Source organism: Mesorhizobium sp. M2D.F.Ca.ET.226.01.1.1 (genome assembly GCF_004022705.2).
Classification (GTDB): Bacteria; Pseudomonadota; Alphaproteobacteria; order Rhizobiales; family Rhizobiaceae; genus Mesorhizobium.
On record NZ_RZOY02000002.1, the window covers coordinates 208,324 to 227,530 of the forward strand.

The 19,207-nt window shown below is 64.3% G+C and carries 21 protein-coding genes and 1 tRNA gene; 14 read left to right on the top strand and 8 right to left on the bottom strand.

Going from position 1 to position 19,207, the window contains the following annotated elements; all coding sequences use genetic code 11:
- Positions 1-6: 6 nt before the first annotated feature.
- Positions 7-91: transfer RNA gene (locus tag EN869_RS04775), tRNA-Leu, on the bottom strand.
- A gap of 280 nt (positions 92-371) precedes the next feature.
- Between EN869_RS04775 and EN869_RS04780 the strand changes: the two genes are divergently transcribed.
- Both EN869_RS04780 and EN869_RS04785 read left to right on the top strand, forming a co-directional pair.
- Positions 372-959, top strand: a complete 588-nt coding sequence (locus EN869_RS04780) for a YqaA family protein (RefSeq protein WP_127225160.1) — start codon at positions 372-374, stop codon at positions 957-959.
- Between the two features lie 24 nt (positions 960-983).
- Entirely contained in the window at positions 984-1,502 is a 519-nt protein-coding gene (locus EN869_RS04785) for a disulfide bond formation protein B (RefSeq protein WP_127225161.1), read from the top strand.
- Between the two features lie 162 nt (positions 1,503-1,664).
- Here EN869_RS04785 and EN869_RS04790 read toward each other — a convergent pair whose 3' ends face one another.
- The gene (locus tag EN869_RS04790; RefSeq protein ID WP_027167440.1) at positions 1,665-2,222 is read right to left on the bottom strand and encodes an HNH endonuclease; all 558 of its coding nucleotides are present in this window, start codon (positions 2,220-2,222) and stop codon (positions 1,665-1,667) included.
- Positions 2,223-2,332: 110 nt separating this feature from the next.
- Positions 2,333-2,992: a DNA-3-methyladenine glycosylase gene (locus EN869_RS04795; RefSeq protein ID WP_127225162.1), complete on the bottom strand. Its 660-nt coding sequence runs from the start codon at positions 2,990-2,992 to the stop codon at positions 2,333-2,335.
- 91 nt (positions 2,993-3,083) lie between these two features.
- On the opposite strand from EN869_RS04795, the gene gluQRS reads away from it, so the two are divergent.
- Entirely contained in the window at positions 3,084-3,959 is an 876-nt protein-coding gene (gene gluQRS, locus EN869_RS04800; RefSeq protein ID WP_127225163.1) for a tRNA glutamyl-Q(34) synthetase GluQRS, read from the top strand.
- A gap of 19 nt (positions 3,960-3,978) precedes the next feature.
- On the opposite strand, the gene EN869_RS04805 is transcribed toward gluQRS, so the two are convergent.
- Positions 3,979-4,266 carry a hypothetical protein gene (locus EN869_RS04805; RefSeq protein WP_127225164.1) on the bottom strand — a complete coding sequence of 96 codons (288 nt, stop codon included), beginning with the start codon at positions 4,264-4,266 and terminating at the stop codon, positions 3,979-3,981.
- A 156-nt stretch (positions 4,267-4,422) separates the two neighbouring features.
- On the opposite strand from EN869_RS04805, the gene EN869_RS04810 reads away from it, so the two are divergent.
- Positions 4,423-5,301, top strand: coding sequence for a DMT family transporter (locus tag EN869_RS04810; RefSeq protein WP_127225165.1), 879 nt, complete (start codon positions 4,423-4,425; stop codon positions 5,299-5,301).
- 157 nt (positions 5,302-5,458) lie between these two features.
- Here the strand turns inward: EN869_RS04810 and EN869_RS04815 are convergent, their stop codons facing one another.
- A complete protein-coding gene (locus EN869_RS04815; protein ID WP_127225166.1) occupies positions 5,459-6,310 on the bottom strand; it encodes a YihY/virulence factor BrkB family protein in 852 nt (283 codons plus the stop codon).
- 58 nt (positions 6,311-6,368) lie between these two features.
- On the opposite strand from EN869_RS04815, the gene EN869_RS04820 reads away from it, so the two are divergent.
- The 7 genes from EN869_RS04820 to EN869_RS04850 all read left to right on the top strand — a co-directional run bounded on the left by EN869_RS04820 (position 6,369) and on the right by EN869_RS04850 (position 11,829).
- Positions 6,369-7,235 carry an SDR family oxidoreductase gene (locus EN869_RS04820; RefSeq protein ID WP_127225167.1) on the top strand — a complete coding sequence of 289 codons (867 nt, stop codon included), beginning with the start codon at positions 6,369-6,371 and terminating at the stop codon, positions 7,233-7,235.
- A gap of 25 nt (positions 7,236-7,260) precedes the next feature.
- Positions 7,261-7,452: a twin transmembrane helix small protein gene (locus tag EN869_RS04825; RefSeq protein WP_127225168.1), complete on the top strand. Its 192-nt coding sequence runs from the start codon at positions 7,261-7,263 to the stop codon at positions 7,450-7,452.
- Between the two features lie 19 nt (positions 7,453-7,471).
- Positions 7,472-8,053 carry a cob(I)yrinic acid a,c-diamide adenosyltransferase gene (locus tag EN869_RS04830; RefSeq protein ID WP_127225169.1) on the top strand — a complete coding sequence of 194 codons (582 nt, stop codon included), beginning with the start codon at positions 7,472-7,474 and terminating at the stop codon, positions 8,051-8,053.
- 22 nt (positions 8,054-8,075) lie between these two features.
- Positions 8,076-8,885 (top strand): rhomboid family intramembrane serine protease, encoded by an 810-nt coding sequence (locus tag EN869_RS04835; RefSeq protein WP_127225170.1) that lies wholly within the window; start codon positions 8,076-8,078, stop codon positions 8,883-8,885.
- A 161-nt stretch (positions 8,886-9,046) separates the two neighbouring features.
- On the top strand, positions 9,047-9,796 hold the full coding sequence (locus EN869_RS04840; protein WP_127225171.1) for an electron transfer flavoprotein subunit beta/FixA family protein: 750 nt from the start codon (positions 9,047-9,049) through the stop codon (positions 9,794-9,796).
- Between the two features lie 24 nt (positions 9,797-9,820).
- Entirely contained in the window at positions 9,821-10,750 is a 930-nt protein-coding gene (locus EN869_RS04845; protein WP_127225172.1) for an electron transfer flavoprotein subunit alpha/FixB family protein, read from the top strand.
- A gap of 200 nt (positions 10,751-10,950) precedes the next feature.
- On the top strand, positions 10,951-11,829 hold the full coding sequence (locus tag EN869_RS04850) for a 3-hydroxybutyryl-CoA dehydrogenase (RefSeq protein WP_127225173.1): 879 nt from the start codon (positions 10,951-10,953) through the stop codon (positions 11,827-11,829).
- A gap of 30 nt (positions 11,830-11,859) precedes the next feature.
- Here EN869_RS04850 and EN869_RS04855 read toward each other — a convergent pair whose 3' ends face one another.
- From EN869_RS04855 to EN869_RS04865, 3 genes are all read right to left on the bottom strand, one after another.
- A complete protein-coding gene (locus EN869_RS04855; RefSeq protein ID WP_245489365.1) occupies positions 11,860-13,836 on the bottom strand; it encodes a PAS domain S-box protein in 1,977 nt (658 codons plus the stop codon).
- A gap of 151 nt (positions 13,837-13,987) precedes the next feature.
- Positions 13,988-14,626: an NrsF family protein gene (locus EN869_RS04860; protein WP_127225175.1), complete on the bottom strand. Its 639-nt coding sequence runs from the start codon at positions 14,624-14,626 to the stop codon at positions 13,988-13,990.
- 1 nt (position 14,627) lies between these two features.
- Positions 14,628-15,164, bottom strand: a complete 537-nt coding sequence (locus tag EN869_RS04865) for a sigma-70 family RNA polymerase sigma factor (RefSeq protein ID WP_127225176.1) — start codon at positions 15,162-15,164, stop codon at positions 14,628-14,630.
- Positions 15,165-15,369: 205 nt separating this feature from the next.
- On the opposite strand from EN869_RS04865, the gene EN869_RS04870 reads away from it, so the two are divergent.
- From EN869_RS04870 to EN869_RS04880, 3 genes are all read left to right on the top strand, one after another.
- The gene (locus EN869_RS04870; RefSeq protein ID WP_127225177.1) at positions 15,370-16,374 is read left to right on the top strand and encodes an iron ABC transporter substrate-binding protein; all 1,005 of its coding nucleotides are present in this window, start codon (positions 15,370-15,372) and stop codon (positions 16,372-16,374) included.
- Positions 16,375-16,567: 193 nt separating this feature from the next.
- Positions 16,568-18,124, top strand: a complete 1,557-nt coding sequence (locus EN869_RS04875) for an iron ABC transporter permease (RefSeq protein ID WP_245489383.1) — start codon at positions 16,568-16,570, stop codon at positions 18,122-18,124.
- Positions 18,121-19,203, top strand: coding sequence for an ABC transporter ATP-binding protein (locus EN869_RS04880; protein ID WP_127225178.1), 1,083 nt, complete (start codon positions 18,121-18,123; stop codon positions 19,201-19,203). Before EN869_RS04875 ends, EN869_RS04880 begins: the two co-directional genes overlap by 4 nt.
- The last annotated feature ends 4 nt before the right edge of the window (positions 19,204-19,207 follow it).

The following is a 19,207-nucleotide window of genomic DNA, read 5'->3' on the forward strand; positions in this document are numbered from 1 at the left end:
GAAGGATGGTGCCCCTAGCCGGGATCGAACCAGCACTCCTTGCGGAACTCGATTTTGAGTCGAGCGCGTCTACCAATTCCGCCATAGGGGCTCAGGCCGGGCGGCCTGGATGGGCGCGGACTATACGGTTGGACGGGGTTTCGTCAACTGGCCTGTTGCGGATTTGCCGGACACCGTTTCGGCCAGACAGCGTCTTACGGTTTCGTAAGGGCCGCCGCCATTGTGCGGCGCGAGAAATCTTTCTAGACAAGCGACGTGCCGAAATACCCCCCGCCGCGAGCGCCTACTGCGGCGCTTTGGGTTCTTGTCTTCCCGCCTGTCGTTGCCCAAAACCCGTTAAGCGCTTCGGGCGACATGCATTAGGAGAGCCGATGCTTCGCGGACTTTACGATTGGACCCTGTCGCTGGCGGCGCGCAAATCCGCCGAATGGTGGCTGGCCTTCATCGCTTTCGTCGAAAGCTCGGTGTTCTTTATCCCGGCCGACGTGCTGTTCCTGCCCATGGCGTTGGCGCGGCCCGAACGCGCCTATCGCTACGCGCTGACCGCCACGGCTGCTTCCGTGCTGGGCGGCATTGCCGGGTGGCTGATCGGCTACTATGCCTACGACACAATAGCACGGCCGATCCTGGAGCATTTCGGCGGCCTTGAGACGTTCGAGAAGTGGCAGTCCTCGGGCACCGGACTGATGCTGGTGCTGCTCGTCACATCCGGCGCCGCGCACCTGCCGCCGATCAAGGTGGTCACCATTCTGGCGGGCGCGCTTCACGTCAACGTTGCTGTCTTCATCGTCGCGGCCATCGTGGCGCGCGGCGCCCGCTTTCTGCTGCTTGCCTGGCTGCTGCGCCGTTACGGCGAAGAGATCAGGGAGTTCATCGAAAAGCGCTTGGGATTGATTGTAGGCGCCGGCGCGGCTGCCCTGATTTTGCTCTATATCCTCGTCAGATACGCCCACGGATAGCGACGCAACAGACGGACCCGATCGATGACCGCGACCATGAATGCCGACACCGGACGCCAGCGCACGCGCGCGGCGCTTTTTCTCGCCGTCGCCATGGCCGCGACCGTCGGCTCGGCGCTGGCTTTCCAATATATCGGCGGCTACATCCCCTGCCACCTCTGCCTCGAGCAGCGCACCCCCTACTATGTCGGCGCACCGCTGATGCTGCTGGCGGTCATCGCCTCCATGCTGCGCGCGCCCGCCTGGGTGACGCGCGGCCTGCTCGCGATCGGCGGCCTTTTGATGCTCTACGGCCTCTATCTCGGCGTCTACCATTCCGGCGTCGAATGGCATTGGTGGGCCGGCCCGACCGACTGCACGGCGGGCGCCGGCCCTGTCGACACCGGCGGCAAGGGCGTGCTCGACGCGCTCGACAAATTCGTGCCGCCCTCCTGCGACAAGGCCGCGCTTCGCATCCTTGGCCTGTCGCTCGCCGGCTGGAATGCCATCGCAAGCCTCGTGCTCGCCGCTGTCGCCTTCCGCAGCGCGCTGGCGCGGGATTGAACCGGCACCAAAGCGCCGGCGCGAGATCGTTCACAGAATTCGGCAGGATGAGTCGTATGAAGTGAGCGTCGAGAACCGGAGCGGAGCGTACTTAAAGTACGTGAGCACCGGAAGCGCAGACGCTTGCTTCAGACGGCCAGCCTCCCGAATTCTCGAACGATCTCAAGGTTCGAGTTCGACATCCCAGTAAAGATAATCCATCCAGCTTTCATGCAGATGGTTGGGCGGGAACAGGCGGCCGTTGTTGTGCAAATCGTGCACCGTCGGCTGATAGGGTTTTTGCAGCGGCCACATCTTGGCCTGCGCCGGCATCATGCCGCCCTTGCGAAGATTGCAGGGCGAGCAGGCGGCAACGACATTCTCCCAGGTCGTCGCCCCGCCGCGATGGCGCGGGATGACGTGGTCGAAGGTCAAATCCTCCGGCGTACCGCAATATTGGCACTGGAAGCGATCGCGCAGGAACACGTTGAAGCGCGTGAAGGCGGGATGCCTGGACGGCTTCACATAGGCCTTGAGGCTGACCACGCTGGGCAGCTTCATCGAGAAGGTCGGCGAGGAGACGGCGTGCTCGTATTCGGCGACGATGTTGACCCGGTCGAGGAAGACAGCCTTGATGGCGTCCTGCCACGACCAGAGCGACAGGGGGTAATAGCTGAGCGGACGGTAGTCCGCATTCAGCACCAGCGCGGGAAGCCCATCCGGAGATACGGCAACCGTCACGTCCTTGCCTCCTTGGTTCCAGAACCGAACGGCGCGGATACTGTAAGCCCGACATGACAGGGATGTGAAGCGGATTGTCATGCGACCAAATCCCCAAAAACGCATGATTTTCAGGGTTTTTCGGCCATTTCGACGGGAGGCGCCGCGTCCCTGCCCTTCAGTTCTCGGTAGTAGGCCCAAAAAAGCCGCGACGCTACACCCCGCCAGGGGCTCCATGATTCGGCCAGCCGGATAAGCATTTTCTCCGGCGGACGGGGCTCGATGCCCAGCGCATGGCCGACCGCCGTTTGCAGGGCGACGTCGCGCGCCGGGAACACGTCGGGGTGGCCGGCGGCAAACAAAAGGTAACATTCGGCCGTCCATGGACCGATGCCGGGCACAGCCGTCATCGCGGCGATCGCCTCGCCGGCATCGAGCGTGCACAGGTGATCAAGATCGAGTCCGCCGGCCACCGCTTCGGCGACCGCGAGCAGTGCGCGCTGTTTCGGCCGCGACAGCCCGGCCTCGCGAAAAATGTCCTCGCCGGCGGCAAGGATCCCCTGCGGCGTCAACGGATCGACCAGCTTGATCAGTCGGCCGAAGATGGCGTCGGCGCTGGCGCGGGAAACCTGCTGCGAAACGATAATCGAAGCAAGGCTTTGAAAGCCTGGCTCCGACAGCCGAAGCGGGACTTCGCCCGCCTTGTCGCGCACCGTCTCCAGCCGGGGGTCGATCCGGCAGAGCGCATCGAGCCCTGCCGCAATGTCGTCGAGCGAGGCGATGCGTTGCACGTTGCTTGTTCCCAGGGCGCCCGCGAAGTGGCAATTGATAGCTAATTACCAATTGGCAAAAGCGCCTTTCAACCCGAATGCTGCCTCAGAGATGACGCTCCTGACATTCCGCTTCGCGCCAAGCCCCAATGGCGAGCTGCATCTCGGCCACGCCTATTCCGCCCTGCTCAACCAGCGTATGGCGGCGCGGGCCGGCGGACGGTTGCTGCTGCGCATCGAGGATATCGATATCACCCGCTGCACGCCCGAATTCGAAGCCGGCCTTTTGCGCGACCTCGAATGGTTGGGGCTGCGGTGGGAGCAGCCGGTGCGCCGCCAGTCCGAGCATTTTGCCGAATACCAGGCGGTGCTTGACCGGCTGATCGCTGAGGAACTCGTCTATCCGGCTTTCATGAGCCGGGGCGAGATCCGCGCCTTCATCGCCGAGACCGAAAAACGCGGCCGCGGCTGGCCGCGCGATCCGGACGGCGTGCCGCTCTACCCGCCGCTGGACAAAGCGCTGCCGGCCAGGGAGCGCAGGCGGCGGATTGCCGAGAACATGCCTTTCGCCTGGCGGCTGGACGTCGAGGCGGCGATTGCGCGCGTCTCGGCTGGCCTGTCATGGGCCGAGTTCACGGACGAAACGATGTCGGCCACGCGCGCTATCGAAGCAAAACCGCGAGCCTGGGGCGACGTCATCGTCGCCCGCCGCGATATCCCGACCAGCTATCATCTCGCCGTCGTCCTCGACGACACGCTGCAGGGCGTCAGCCATATCGTGCGCGGTCAGGACCTCTATGCGGCGACAAGCGTGCAGCGCCTACTGCAGGAACTGCTCGGCCTTCCGCAGCCACGCTATTTCCATCATCGCCTGATCCTTGGCCCGGACGGCAGGAAACTGTCCAAGAGCTTCAAGGACACCGGCCTTGCCGCGCTGAGGCAGGCGGGCCTGTCGCCGCAGGACGTCACGCGACTGGTCGGATTATGACCAGAGCAATTCCAGGAACTTAGAGGCGCGCCAGCCCGGCCTTGATCAGCGCCAGCACGCTGATGAAGGCAAAGGCGCCGCCCAGCCCCCAGACAACTGCCATCTTCGGATCGCTCAGGTTGATGCCATGCCTGTTGGCGACCGTTACGGCGGCAAAAAAGCCGAAGATGAACAGCAGCGTGTTGCCGGTCGGACCGAAGCCGCCTTCCTTCATGATCGCGTCGAGCGCGGTGCCGAAGAAGAAGCCGAAAGCGGCAATGAGAGCGAAGCCGAACAAAAGCGATGTCGAATCGAGATGCAAAAACATGCCTTCACCATGGCGCGGCGATGCGCCATGCCCCTGTTGGCACGGTTTGTTGAATTCGACTTAGCTTATGGATCAACCGTTTCGTTTTGCTTGCCGGATTGAACGGCATTAGAGCAATTGCCGTCATCAACCTTTCACCCTCGGCGGCCTCCCTACATGCAGAGCATCAAGCGGTTCATCCCCGCCTCCTTCGTCGTTTTATGGGCGACAGGCTTCATCGGCGCGCGCTATGCCATGCCGTGGGCGGAGCCGTTCACCTTCCTTGCCATTCGCTTCGTGATCGCCGCGATCCTGTTTGCCGGCCTCACCCTGCTGCTCGGCTCGCGCCGGGCGACGCGCGAGGAGGCGCTGCACGCGACGGTGGCCGGCGTGCTGATGCATGGCGTCTATCTCGGCGCGGTGTTCTGGGCGATCCACCGGGGCATGCCGGCCGGGTTTTCGGCATTGATCGTCGGCCTGCAGCCGCTGATCACGGCCGTGCTTGCGGGCCGATTCCTCGGCGAAGCGATCCTGCCCCGCCATTGGGCAGGGCTCGCTGTCGGGCTTGTGGGCGTCGTCATTGTGCTGTGGCCGAAGCTCGGAGCCGTCGGCGGCGGTGTGACCGCGGCAACATTGATCGCTTCGCTCGTTTCGGTGCTCGGCATGAGCGCCGGCACCATCTGGCAGAAGCGCTATGCCTCCGGCGGCGATCTGGTATCGGCGACGATGTGGCAATATGTCGGCGGCTCGGCCTTCACGATCCTGGGCTCGCTCGCCTTCGAGACGCGTGCGATCACCGTCAATGGCGAGTTGATCTTCGCCATGGCCTGGCTGGTGCTGGTGCTGTCGGTCGGCGCCATCTTTCTGTTGATGGTGATGATCAGGGACGGCGAGATGTCGAAGGTCGCCTCGCTGTTCTACCTCGTGCCAGCCGTCACCGCGATCATTGCCTGGGTGCTCTTCAACGAACAGCTCAACCTGCTGCAGATCGCCGGCATGGCGATCGCCACGCTGGGCGTTGCCCTGGCGACAGCGGGGAAGGGGAAGGGGAATTGAGGAATTGAGGAATTGAAGAACTGAGGAACTGAGGAACTGAGGAACTGAGGAACTGAGGAAGAGGCCACAATACTAACGGCGTTGTTCTTCTTCAATTCTTTAATTCTTCAATTCTTCATTTCTTCATTTCTTCAATTCCTCCGCCAAGCACGCCAACTCAGCCAACCCTTGCGCGGGCTTCAAGATAGCGGCTGATCGCTGCGTTGAGCTCGCCGCCTAGGATGAAGATCGCCGATATGATGTAGAGGAAGACGACCGCTATCATGATCGAGGCGAGCCCGGCATAGGTCGTCACATAGGACGAGAAATGGTCGAGATAGATAGCGAAAATCGTCGAGCCGACCAGCCAGGCGACCAGCGTGAAGACGATGCCGGGTATGATCGAGACGAAACGGCGCTTGCCGGCCGGTAGCCAGATATGCACGGAGAACAGGCCGATGACGATGACCGTCGAGGCGATGATGTAACGCCAGATGGTGATCGTGCCCATATAGGGCTTGATCCATTCCAGATGCGCTTCGGCCAGCCGCCCGAGTAGCGGCGCGAACACCAGAAGCACACTGACGGCAAGGAAACAGGCCGTGGCGATCAGGACGAAGATGATGCTCTGCACCCTGCGGTGGATGATGCCGCGCGTCTCTGTCATCCGATAGGCGCGGTTGAGCGAGGTGCGCAGCGCCTCGATGCCGTTCGAGGCAAAATAGGCCGCAAGCAGCACGCCATAGGTCAGAAGGTCGGTGCGCCGCACCGTGAGCACATTCTGCACCTCATGCGCGATCGGCTTGGCGATCTGCTCCGGCCAGGTGTCGAAGACCAGATGCACGGCCGTGTCGGCGAAGGCGCGCGCGCCCAGAAAGCTGGCAAGCGTCGTGGCGAAGATCAGGAAGGGAAACAGCGCCATCAGCGATGTGATCGCCAGATGGCTGGCCATCGCCCAGCCGTCATCGGTGTTGAAATGGCCAATCGCATCGTAGAGCACGCGCTTGACGGCGACGATATTCCGCAGCAAGGGCCCGCGCTCCGCTCGATTGTGTCAACGCCGCGAATATGGGAAGTGATTGCGGCAAATGGCAACCCCAGGTCTCACAACGCGCCCCGCCGCCGAAGAGTTGCGCACCATCATCGTCACCGGAGCCTCTTCCGGCATCGGCGCCTATTGCGCGCGGGCGTTGAAGGCGGAAGGCTGGCGGGTCTTCACCACGGCGCGCAAGCCGGCCGATATTGCCGCGCTCGAAGCCGACGGCTTGGAGGCCTTCTATCTCGACTACCGTGAGCCGCAATCCATCGCCGCCCTGGTCGATGCCGTGCTTGAGCGCACAGGCGGCCGGCTCGAGGCGTTGTTCAACAACGGCGCCTATGCGCAGCCCGGCGCCGTCGAGGACCTGCCCGTGGAGGCGCTTCGCGAGCAGTTCGAGGCCAATTTCTTCGGTTGGCACGATTTGACCCGGCGCGTCATGCCGGTCATGCGACGCCAGGGACACGGCCGCCTCGTCCATTGTTCCTCGATCCTTGGCCTGGCGCCGGTCCGCTTCCGCGGCGCCTATTCGGCGTCCAAGCACGCCATCGAAGGCCTGATGCTGTGCATGCGCCAGGAACTCGAAGGCAGCGGCATCCACCTCTCGCTCATCGAACCGGGTCCGGTGACTTCGAAGATCGCCAGCAATGGCTTGCCCTGGTTTTTGAAGAACATCGACGTCGAGAACTCCGTCCACCGCGTCGACTATCAGGCGCAACTCGCTCGGCTCCAGGCCGGCGGCAGCGTGTCGAAACTGAAGCCCGGACCGGAGATCGTGCACAAGGCGCTTCGCCACGCGCTTCTGTCACAGCGCCCGCGCCCGCACTATGTGGTAACGGTGCCGGCCAAGATCGGCGCGCTGCTGAAGCGCATCCTGCCGGCGTCCCTGCTCTACCGCGTGCTCGCCAGGCGCGCCTGACCGAAACCGAACTGGAGCCAGCCAGATGGTCATCGTCTTGAAGATTTTCGCCGTCATCGCGATGGCCGCCGTGCTGATCGTGCTGGTCCGCGGCCTCATCAACATGATGCGCGGCGGCTCCGGCGTCACCTCGAACAAGCTGATGCAGGCGCGCGTCATGCTGCAGGCCGTCGCCTTGGCGCTGCTATTGCTGGTGGTCTATTTCACGCGCAAATAGGGGTCTTTTGGGGGACGTTATGGTCAAGCTCAACAAGATCTACACCCGCACCGGCGATGACGGCACGACAGGGCTCGGCACCGGCGAGCGGCGGCTGAAATCCGACCTGCGCGTCGAAACCTACGGCACCGTCGACGAGGCCAATGCCTGCATCGGCATGGCCCGCCTCCACACCGGCAGCGAACATCCCGCGATCGATGCCATGCTGTCGCGCATCCAGAACGATCTTTTCGATCTGGGAGCCGACCTCGCCGTGCCGGACGACGGCAAGCCGCTGGACTATGAGCCGCTGCGCATTGTTGCTGCCCAGACCGACCGTGTCGAGCACGATATCGATCTCCTCAACAAGGACCTGCAGCCGCTGAAATCCTTCGTGCTGAACGGCGGCACGCCGGCCGCGGCTGCGCTGCATCTGGCCCGCACCGTGGCGCGCCGCGCCGAGCGGCTGATGGTGGCGCTGGCGCAGGACCCGGCCGAGCATGTCAATCGCGAGGCGCTCAAATACATCAATCGCGTCTCGGACTTTCTGTTCGTCGCCGCCCGTGCCGTCAATGACAATGGAAATGCCGACGTGCTATGGGTTCCCGGCAAGAACCGCTGATTTTCACAAGCGGAAGGATCCGATGTTCATCCCGCTTTACGACACCAACAGGCTGCGTCACATCCGCCTGCAATATGTGACGATCGGCCTGATCGTGGCGAATGCGCTGGTCTATCTGGCGACCACGCTTGGCGGCGAGAACTTCAACAATGCGGCGGTGCTCGGTCTCGGCTTCATCCCCTCGGTGGTCCATGACAAGGTCGAGCTGTCACCCGAATTCGTCGTCATCCCCGAGAGCCTGAGCTACCTCACCTATTCGTTCCTGCACGCCGACATCTTCCATCTCGGCGGCAACATGCTGTTTCTTTGGGTGTTCGGCGACAATGTCGAGGACGCACTCGGCCACATCCGCTACCTGATTTTCTATCTCGCCTGTGCCGCCGCCGGCGCCTTCTTCCAGGGCCTGGTCGCCTGGAATTCGGAAACGCCGTTGATTGGTGCCTCAGGCGCCATTGCCGGCGTCGTCGCCGCCTATCTGATCCTCTACCCTCGCGTGAAAGTCTGGGTGCTGGCCTTTGCCCGCATTCCGCTGCGCATCCCGGCCTTCATCCCGCTGATCCTGTGGATCCTGTTCCAGGTGGTGATGTTTGCTTCCGGCGGCGAGAACCAGATCTCTTGGTCCTGCCACATCGGCGGCATCATCGCCGGATTGATCCTGGTGCTGGTGCTGCGCAGCCGCGGCGTGCCGCTGCTGGCCGGCGCCGACGGCGAGCCGGACCCGACGCCGAACGTCCAGCAGCCGCCTGTTCCCGTCGAGCCGGCCGCACATGACGGCGCCCCGGCGCAGCCGACGTCACAATGGGGCCGTGGAGCAGCAACGCGCCAGGACTGAACCGATTTGGGTTCGTCGTGGATATTGACGCGCCGATTTGCCGCCACTACGGAAACGGCACCGTTGGGCGGATATTCCGCCGGCAATGTCGGCTTTCGACAACTCTGACAGGGCGCGCGCTGCTATAGCGCCCCGATTATCTCAGGAGAGGTGACAGGAAAATGAAGATCCTTGTGCCCGTGAAGCGGGTTGTGGACGCCAACGTCAAGGTCCGGGTGAAGGCCGACGGGTTGGGCGTCGAGCTTGCCAACGTCAAGATGGCGATGAACCCGTTCGACGAGATCGCGGTCGAAGAAGCGATCCGCATCAAGGAAGCCGGCAAGGCTGAGGAAATCATCGTCGTATCGATCGGCCCGCAGCAGGCGCAGGAGACGCTGCGCACCGCGCTCGCCATGGGTGCCGATCGCGCCGTCCTGGTCAAGACCGACGAGCAGACCGAGCCGCTCGGCGTCGCCAAGGTGCTGAAGGGCGTGGTCGAGGCGGAGAAGCCGGGCCTTGTCATCCTCGGCAAGCAGGCGATCGATGACGATTCGAACCAGACCGGCCAGATGCTGGCGGCGCTTCTGGGCTGGGCCCAGGGCACCTTCGCTTCGAAGGTCGAGCTCGCCGGCGACACGGCCAAGGTGACGCGCGAAGTCGATGGCGGCCTGCAGACGGTGGAACTGAAGATGCCGGTGATCGTCACCGCCGACCTTCGCCTCAACCAGCCGCGTTATGCCTCGCTGCCCAACATCATGAAGGCCAAGAAGAAGCCGCTCGACGAGAAGAGCCCGGCCGACTACGGCGCCGACGTCAAGCCGCGCCTCAAGGTGATCAAGACCGAGGAGCCGGGCGGCCGCAAGGCGGGCGTCAAGGTCAAGTCGGTGGCCGAGCTGGTCGAGAAGCTGAAGAACGAAGCCGGCGTTCTGTAAAGCGGTCAGGAAAGGACAAAGAAAATGGCAATTCTCCTCATCGCCGAACACGACAATGCGAGCCTTTCCGACCAGACGGCCAAGGCGCTGTCGGCGGCCCTCCAGATCGGCTCGGATGTCGACGTGCTGGTGGCCGGCAAGGGCGCCAAGGGCGCGGCCGATGCCGCCGCCAAGCTCAAAGGCGTGCGCAAGGTGCTGCTCGCCGAAGCCGACGAGCTTTCCGAGCGTCTGGCCGAGCCGACGGCGGCTCTCGTGGTGTCGCTTGCTGGCGGCTACGACACGATCATTGCGCCGGCGACCTCCGCCGGCAAGAACATCGCCCCGCGCGTCGCCGCGCTGCTCGACGTCGCACAGGTTTCCGAGATCATCGAGGTGGTCTCGCCCGACACCTTCAAGCGGCCGATCTATGCCGGCAACGCCATCCAGACCGTGCAGTCGACCGACGCCAAGAAGGTCATCACCGTGCGCACAGCTTCCTTCTCGGCTGCGCCCGAAGGCGGCTCTGCCTCGGTCGAAACGGCCAACGCCGCCGCCAATCCCGGCCTCTCGTCCTTCGTCGAGAACAAGCTCTCCGAAAATGATCGTCCGGAGCTGACCTCGGCCAAGATCATCATCTCCGGTGGCCGTGCGCTGGGTTCCTCGGAGAAGTTCCAGGAAGTCATCCTGCCGGTCGCCGACAAGCTTGGCGCCGCCGTGGGTGCCTCGCGCGCCGCGGTCGACGCCGGCTATGCGCCGAACGACTGGCAGGTCGGCCAGACCGGCAAGGTGGTCGCGCCCGACCTCTACATCGCCGTCGGCATCTCGGGTGCCATCCAGCATCTGGCCGGCATGAAGGATTCGAAGGTCATCGTCGCCATCAACAAGGACGAGGAGGCGCCGATCTTCCAGGTTGCCGATTACGGCCTGGTCGGCGATCTCTTCGTCATCCTGCCGGAGCTGCAAAAGGCGCTTTGACGCCGTCCGTTCCGGCATATTAAAATCCAAAGGGTGGGGTAGACGAAGTCGCCCCGCCCTTTTAGTTTGCACTGCACAAAAAGCGGGCCATCAAGGCCCGGAGCCAATCCGGCGGTTCGCATCCGGATTGCGGGAAACAAACAAGCAGGAGCGTCATTGTACTTCACGGAAGTGCAGGCGTTCCGGACGGGATCGGGGTCATGAGCAAGATCGAGACGATCGGCATTGTCGGCGCGGGTCAGATGGGTGGCGGTATTGCCCATGTCTCGGCGCTGGGTGGCTACAAGGTCCTGATCCACGATATATCGGCCGACCGGATCGAGAAGGGCATCGCCACCATCAGCGGCAACATGGCCCGCCAGGTCGGTTCCGGCAAGCTTGAGGAAAAGGCGCGCAACGAAGCGATGGCGCGCATTTCCGCCGCTCCGGCCATGGCCGACCTCGCCGCCGCCGACCTCGTGATCGAAGCGGCGACAGAGGACGAGACGGTCAAGCGCAAGATCTATGCGCAGCTTTGCCCACAGCTCAATCCGGAGGCGATCCTCGCCACCAACACCTCATCGATCTCGATCACCCGGCTCGCCGCGCAGACCGACCGCCCCGAGCGCTTCATCGGCATACATTTCATGAACCCGGTGCCGGTGATGAAGCTGGTCGAGCTTGTGCGCGGCATCGCCACCGAGGACCAGACCTTCGAGGCGGCCAAGGATTATGTGAAGCACCTCGAAAAGACGATCACTGTCTCGGAGGATTTCCCGGCCTTCATCGTCAACCGCATCCTGCTCCCGATGATCAACGAGGCGATCTACACGCTCTATGAGGGTGTCGGCACGGTCGACGCCATCGACACCGCCATGCGGCTCGGCGCCAACCATCCGATGGGGCCGCTGCAGCTCGCCGACTTCATCGGCCTCGACACCTGTCTTTCGATTATGCAGGTGCTGCATGAGGGCCTGTCGGACTCGAAATACCGCCCCTGCCCGCTGCTGGTGAAATATGTCGAGGCGGGCTGGCTCGGCCGCAAGACCGGTCGCGGCTTTTACGACTATCGCGGCGATCATCCGGTGCCGACGCGCTGAGCCCTTCCGACTGAGCGCCTTCGAAGGGGCTCAGGACGCCGCGGCGAGCGGCAAGGCCGTCATGTCGTCTTTCGAAACCTCGTCCGTCGAAACTTCGTCCGGCGCCGCCGAGACACAGCCCCGGCCTGCCGCCTTGGCCGCATAGCAGGCGGCGTCGGCGCGGGCGATGATCTCGTCCACTTCGCCGCAACCGGCCCGGATCGGTGCAAGCCCGATGCTGGCGCCGATCAAATGCGGGCGCCTGTCCCAGCTGAAATTGAGGTTGCGGATGGCATCGATGATCGAGCGCGCCGCCACCGGTCCGCGCGACGCCGCGCCCGATTTGAGGATGACAGCGAACTCGTCGCCGCCGAGCCGGGCGACGACGTCTTCTTGACCCAGCACATTGCGCAATGTGTCGGCCACGCGCTTCAGCAGCGCATCGCCCGCGGCATGGCCGCCGGTGTCGTTGACCGCCTTGAAGTGGTCGAGGTCGACGAACATGAATTGATGCTCGCTACCATTCAGGCGGCACTGGTCGACCAGCTCCTCCATGGTGCGGATGAAACTCGAGCGGTTGGCAAGCCCGGTCAGCGCGTCATGGGCGGCGGCGTAGGCCAGTTGGCGCTGCAGGGCGCGCGCGTCGGTGAAATCCTGGAAGACGATGACCAGGCCGCAGAACTCGTGGCGGTCGTTCATGATCGGCGACACCACCTGGCGGATGCTGCAGCGCGTGTCGTCGCGCCGCACGAGGACCGCGCGCGTGTTCTGGTCGCTGGAAGACCGCTCACTCGCCGAAGGACGCGTCAGGCCGATCCGCTGCCCGCTTTCCTCGTCGACCGCCCAGTAGACATGACCGAGCACCTTTCCCAAGGCCTCTCCCACGGCAACGCCGGTGAGCTTTTCGGCAACCGGGTTCATGAAGGTGATGCGGTTGGCGGCATCGGTGCAGATCACCGCGTCGCCGATCGACTGCAGCGTCACCCTGAGACGCTCCTTCTCGTCGGCCAGCATCGCCGCCGAAACCATCAGCCGCGCCTCGGCCTCCTTGCGCTCGGTGATATCGGTCAGGCTGCCGATGGCCCGGATCAGCCGGCCCTCCGCGTCGCGCTCGATCGTCTTGCCGCGGTCGAGGATCCAGACCCAGTGGCCGTCCTTGTGCCGCATCCGGAACTCGGCTTCGAAAAAGGGCGTCTCGCCGGCAAGGTGCGCGCGATCCGCCTCGGCGACGCGTGCCTGGTCGTCGGGATGGATCATGGTCAGCCAGCGTTCAGGGTCGCCGTCGAGCTCGCCGTCGGCATAGCCCAGCATCTTCACCCAGGTTTCGGAATAGGTCGTGCCGCCCTTGCGCATATCGAGGCTCCAGACCCCCTGTCCGGTGCTGGTGAGCGCGAAATTCCACCGGGTCTCGGCCTCGGCGATGCGCGCCTCCGCTTGCTTGCGCGCGTCGATGTCCTCGATCTGCGACACCAGATAAAGCGGTTTGCCGGTGTCCTCGTCGAGGATGACCGACCCGGCGAGTTGCGCCCAGACCGGGGTCCCGTCCTTCCTGAGGTAGCGCTTTTCGAAATGGTAGGAACTGATCCTGCCTTCCTTCACGTTCAGCATCGTCTCGCGGCCGATCAAAAGGTCGTCCGGATGCGTGATCTGCGGGAAAGTCAGCGCCTCGATCTCGGCGCGGCTGTAACCCAGCATGGCGGCGAAAGCGGGATTGGCCTGCTGGATGCGCCCATCGAGGCCGACAATGGCGACACCGATCGCCGAATCTTCCATGGCGCGGCGGAAGCGCTGCTCGCTCTCGGCGATCTGCCGGCGGTCATCGACGATGCGGTGAATGAAGAATGCCGACAAAAACAGCGTCGCGGCCGTGATGGCGACGGAAATCTGCAGGCAGAGCTTCAGCGCATCGGCGCCAAATTCAAGGCGCGGCAACAGGATCGATGCGACGGTGGCAACCACCCCGACCGCCAGCAGAGCCTGCGCGGCGTGCCTGTCGGCACGAAGCCCTTTCCAGTTCAACCACGACACAATGCGATCCCACCCAATGCGCAACTGCACGTCGCCACAACCCTGGCGGATCGATTTTAAGGAATGGTTGCGTGGAAGGCTGCGACCGCTCCGCTAACCGGCAAACAGTTGCCCGCATGATTAAGGGACTGTTGCGAAAGCGCTCCGGCGGCTACCAGCGCACGAAAAGCCGCCCGCCAATGGCCCCGAGCAGGGTCAGGAAGGCGATCGCGATCGTATACCAGGTGGCGACGAAGAGCGGCGAATCGTCGAAGCAGTGCGCGGCATAGAAGGTTGCCGCGAGGCCGCCCGCGAGCAGGCCGGCGACCGCGCCGGCAAGCACCGGCCGCGTCGGCGCGCCATAGCGCAGCATGCCGAGGAAAATCGCCAGCGGGCCAATGCCGATCAGCGGGATGAAGCTCATGCAGATCATCATGTTCGAGCCGACGAGCCGCTTGCCCCAATCGGCCTGGGGCACGACGAGAAGCTCCAGAACCACCGCCAGCACGACCAGCGCGGGCGCTGCGATCATCCAGGCCATTGCCCGCCTTGTCGAAGCGCCCGGCATCGACAGCGCGCGGATCAGCGCGAAGGCGCTGGCCGCGAGCGCCAGCGTGAACACGAATTTCGACATGAAGCGCATCGTGTGCATGGCCGGCATGATGTCCGGACGCGGCCCGATGGTCGTACAGAACACGGCCGCCGCGATCGCCACGGCGACGCCGACGGCCAGCCACCAGGCCTTGCCGAGCGGCATCGCCTTGTCGCGGGCATCTGCGTCGAGCGCCTTGATGAGATCCTCTGTCCTCATGTCACTGTCGCCCGAATCTTTTGGCGATCGCGGCGAGGCCGCGATGCAACGACACGCGCACCGCCGTCTCGCTGACACCGAGCTTGGTGGCGGTCTCGCCGATCGAATGGCCGTCGACCGAGATTGACGAAACCACCGAACGCTGCGTCGGCGGCAGTCCCTCGAGCGCCCGGTTTATGTCGCGCTCGCTGACCGTTTCCGTCTCCGGCTCGGCGAAGGTTTCGGCGATCTCGTCGATCTCGACCTCGATGCGCCGCCCTCGGCGGCGAAACGCGTCGATCAGCTTGAAGCGGGCAATCGCATAGACCCAGGGCAGCACCGGCGCATCCGGCCGCCAGGTATGGCGTTTGACGTGAATGGCCAGCAAGGTTTCCTGCACGACATCCTCGGGGTCGACCCCGCCCTGAACGATCTTGCGCCGGGCATAGCCGCGAACGAGAGCGGCGACCCGGTGCAGAAAGTCGGCATAGGCCCTTTCGTCTCCCGCGATCGCGGCCCTTAGCAGCCCGGACAGCTCTGCCTCGTCCTTGCCGGTCACAAGAGTTTACCCCCGAAGTTCGCGTCTCGGCCTTGGTTTGTTACGTGGCCGGCGAAATAATGTCCAAGCCAAACTACCGCAAAATCACGAAAGTTTGCGGCCGGCGACCGATTGAAGCAGGGCCACAATCTTGACTACAACAATCAGGTATTGGTAGGTGCAGCCGTGCCCGAACCCCTGTCTCGAAAATTTGAGGACGATGCCCATGAAAATTGCCCTTTCCACGCTCGCCGGCGCCGCGCTGGCGCTTGGCCTGATCGCCGGTTCTGCTATGGCCGAGGATCAAGGCATCGTCGTCTACAACGCCCAGCATGAGAGCCTCGCCAAGGAATGGGCGAAAGGCTTCACCAAGGAGACCGGCATCAAGGTCACGCTTCGCAATGGCGGCGATAGCGACTTCTCCAACCAGATCGTCGCCGAGGGCGCGGCCTCGCCGGCCGACGTCTTCCTGACCGAGAACTCGCCGGCCATGGCGCTGGTCGAGGCGGCGGGCCTGTTCGCGCCGGTCGACGCCGACACGCTGGCCCAGGTTCCGCAGGAATATCAGCCGTCGACGGGCAAATGGGTGGGCGTCGCTGCCCGCAGCACCGTCTTTGTCTACAACAAGAGCAAGCTGAAGGAAAACAGGCTCCCCAAGTCGCTGCTCGACCTCGCCGATCCGAGCTGGAAGGGCCGCTGGGCCGCCTCGCCGGCCGGCGCCGATTTCCAGGCCATCGTCAGCGCAATGCTTGAGCTCAAGGGCGAACCCGCGACCGCCGACTGGCTGAAGGCCATGAAGGCAAACTCCACCGCATACAAGGGCAACAACACGGTGATGAAGGCGGTCAACGCCGGCGAGATCGATGGCGGGGTGATCTTCCACTATTACTATCTCGGCGATCAGGCCAAGACGGGCGAGAACAGCAGGAATATCGGGCAGTACTATTTCAAGAACCAGGATCCGGGCGCGTTCGTGTCGATCTCCGGTGGCGGCGTGTTGGCTTCCAGCAAGCATCCGAAGGAAGCCCAGGCGTTCCTGAAGTGGGTGACCGGCAAGGGCGGCCAGGACGTGTTGAAGACCGGCACGTCCTATGAATACGCGGTCGGCAAGGGTGCCGAATCCAACCCGAAGCTGGTGCCGCTGGCCGACCTGCAGGCACCGAAAGTCGATCCGGCGAAGCTGAACTCCAAGAAGGTCATCGACCTGATGACGCAAGCCGGCTTGCTTTAGTCCGCGTTCGTCCTAAAAGGGCAAACGACCGTGCTCCCGCGCGAATTCGCTTTGCGCGGGAGCACTTTTGTTTGGAGATCGCCTCGTCGATGACGATCGACTGCGCATCGAGCCGCTCACCCGGCATAACAGATCGCTTCCGCCATGCGGCGTTGGCGACATGGTGGCGCGCCTAATGCAGTCGGCGATCGACATGGCGCCTGCGAGACTGCCGGCAGCCGGGATGAAGAAGCGTCGGTCCACGTCGTGGATCACGCTCGTCGCCGCCCTGATCTCGCTGATCGCGCTGCTGCCGCTCGCCTTCATTGTCTGGGTCGCGATCCAGACCGGCTGGGATACCGTGGTGGCATTGATCTTTCGCCCGCGCGTCGGCGAACTCCTGATCAACACAGTGCTCCTCGTCATCGTCACCGTGCCGATCGCCATCACGCTGTCGGTGGCGCTGGCCTGGCTGACCGAGCGCAGCGACCTGCCTGGCAATCGGTTGTGGTCGTGGCTTTCGGTCGCGCCGCTCGCCATCCCTGCTTTCGTGCACTCCTATGCATGGATCAGCTTCGTGCCGGGCCTGCACGGGCTGTGGGCCGGCGTGCTGGTCTCCGTCATCGCCTATTTCCCGTTCCTCTATCTGCCGATCGCCGCGGCATTGCGCCGGCTCGATCCGGCGCTGGAGGATGCCGCCGCGGCGCTTGGCCTCGGGCCCTGGCGGGTTTTCGCGCGCGTCGTGCTGCCGCAGCTGAGGCTCGCCATTTGCGGCGGCTCGCTGCTGGTCGGCCTGCATCTGCTCGCCGAATACGGCCTCTATGTCTTCATCCGTTTCGACACCTTCACCACCGCGATCGTCGACCAGTTCCAGTCGACCTTCAACGGCCCGGCCGCCAACATGCTGGCGGCGGTGCTTGTGGCCTGCTGCCTGTTCCTGCTCGCGCTCGAGGTGATCGTCCGCGGCGAGGAGCGCTATGCCCGTGTCGGCTCCGGCGCGGCGCGCAAGCAGCAGCGCGCCCGCCTCGGTCGCGCCACCTTGCCTTGCCTGCTTTTGCCGGCAGGCGTCGCGCTCCTGTCGCTGGGCGTCCCCTTCGTCACGGTCAGCCGCTGGCTGCTCGCCGGCGGCGCCGATGTCTGGCGTTGGGACGAGATCGGCCTGGCGCTTGGCCAGACCCTGTTCCTCGCCATCGCCGGAGCGGTGCTTGCAACGATTGCCGCCATGCCGATGGCCTGGATCTCGATTCGCGCGCCGGGGCGGCTGCAGCGCCTCTTGGAGAGCTGCAATTACATCGTCGGCGCGCTGCCGGGCGTCGTCATCGCGCTGGCGCTGGTGACGATCACCGTGCGCGTCGCGCTGCCGCTCTATCAGACGCTGTTCACCATCCTGTTCGGTTATGCGCTGATGTTCCTGCCGCGCGCGCTGGTGAGCCTGCGCGCCTCGATCGCGCAGGCACCGGTGGAGCTGGAACGCGCCGCTTCCAGCCTCGGCCGGCCGCCGGTCAAGGCGCTGTGGTCGACGACCATCCGCCTGTCGGCACCGGGTGCGGCGGCCGGCATGGCGATGGTGGCGCTCGGCATAACCAACGAGCTCACCGCCACCCAGATGCTGGCGCCCAACGGCACCCGTACCCTGGCGATGGCCTTCTGGTCCTATAGCGGCGAGATCGACTACGCGTCCGCTGCCCCTTACGCGCTGATCATGGTGGTGATGTCATTGCCGATGACCTGGTGGCTTTACGTCCAGTCGAAGCGGATGGCCGGACGATGAGCTTCCTCGAACTCAGCGGCGTGGCGAAGAACTACGGCCCGGTGGCGGCGCTTGCCGGCGTCGACCTTCAGGTCGAGAGCGGTAGCCGCACCGCGATCGTCGGCCCATCCGGCTGCGGCAAGACCACCTTGCTCAGGTTGATTGCCGGCTTCGAGGCGCCCGATCGCGGCCGCATCGTCCTCGACGGCAAAGTGCTCGCCAATGGCGGCGCCGCCGTGCCGGCGCATCGCCGCGGCATCGGCGTGGTGGCCCAGGACGGCGCCCTGTTCCCGCATCTCAGCATCGCCGACAATATCGGTTTCGGCATCGCGCGGAACGCCGACAGGCGAGCCGAACATATCGTCGAGCTCGCCTATATCGTCGGACTGGACAAGGCGATCCTGAAGCGCCGGCCGCACGAACTCTCCGGGGGCCAGCAGCAGCGTGTGGCGCTCGCACGCGCCATGGCGATGAAGCCGCGGCTGATGCTGCTCGACGAGCCCTTCTCGGCGCTCGACACCGGGCTCCGCGCCTCGATGCGCAAGGCGGTGGCCGAGCTTCTGGAAGAGGCCGGCATCACCACCATCCTGGTGACGCACGACCAGGCCGAGGCGCTGTCCTTCGCCAGCCAGGTGGCGGTGATGCGCGACGGCCTGTTCTCGCAGGTCGGCACGCCGCGCGAGCTCTATTTCCAGCCCAGGGACAGGATGGTCGCAGAATTCCTCGGCGATGCCATCATCGTGCCGGCCAGGATCGCCGACGGCTTTGCCGAATCGCGGCTCGGCCGCATCGCCGTCGACACGCAGGAACGGCGCGACGTCGCGCGCATCATGCTGCGGCCGGAGCAGATTGTGCTCAAATGGACCTCGCGCGAAGGCATGTCGGGCACGCCTGACATGCTGTTCGGCGAAGTGACGGACTGCGAATTCGCCGGCTCGATCTGCACCGTCGCGGTGCGGCTGCTGAACAGCCCGGATCCGCCCGACGCGGCAGCGATCGGCAACACTCCGCTCATCCTTCGCAGGACCGGCATGGACGCGCCCGCAGTCGGCGAGATCGTGCGCCTCACCGTCACCGGCAAGGCGCATGTCTTTGCCTGAATGC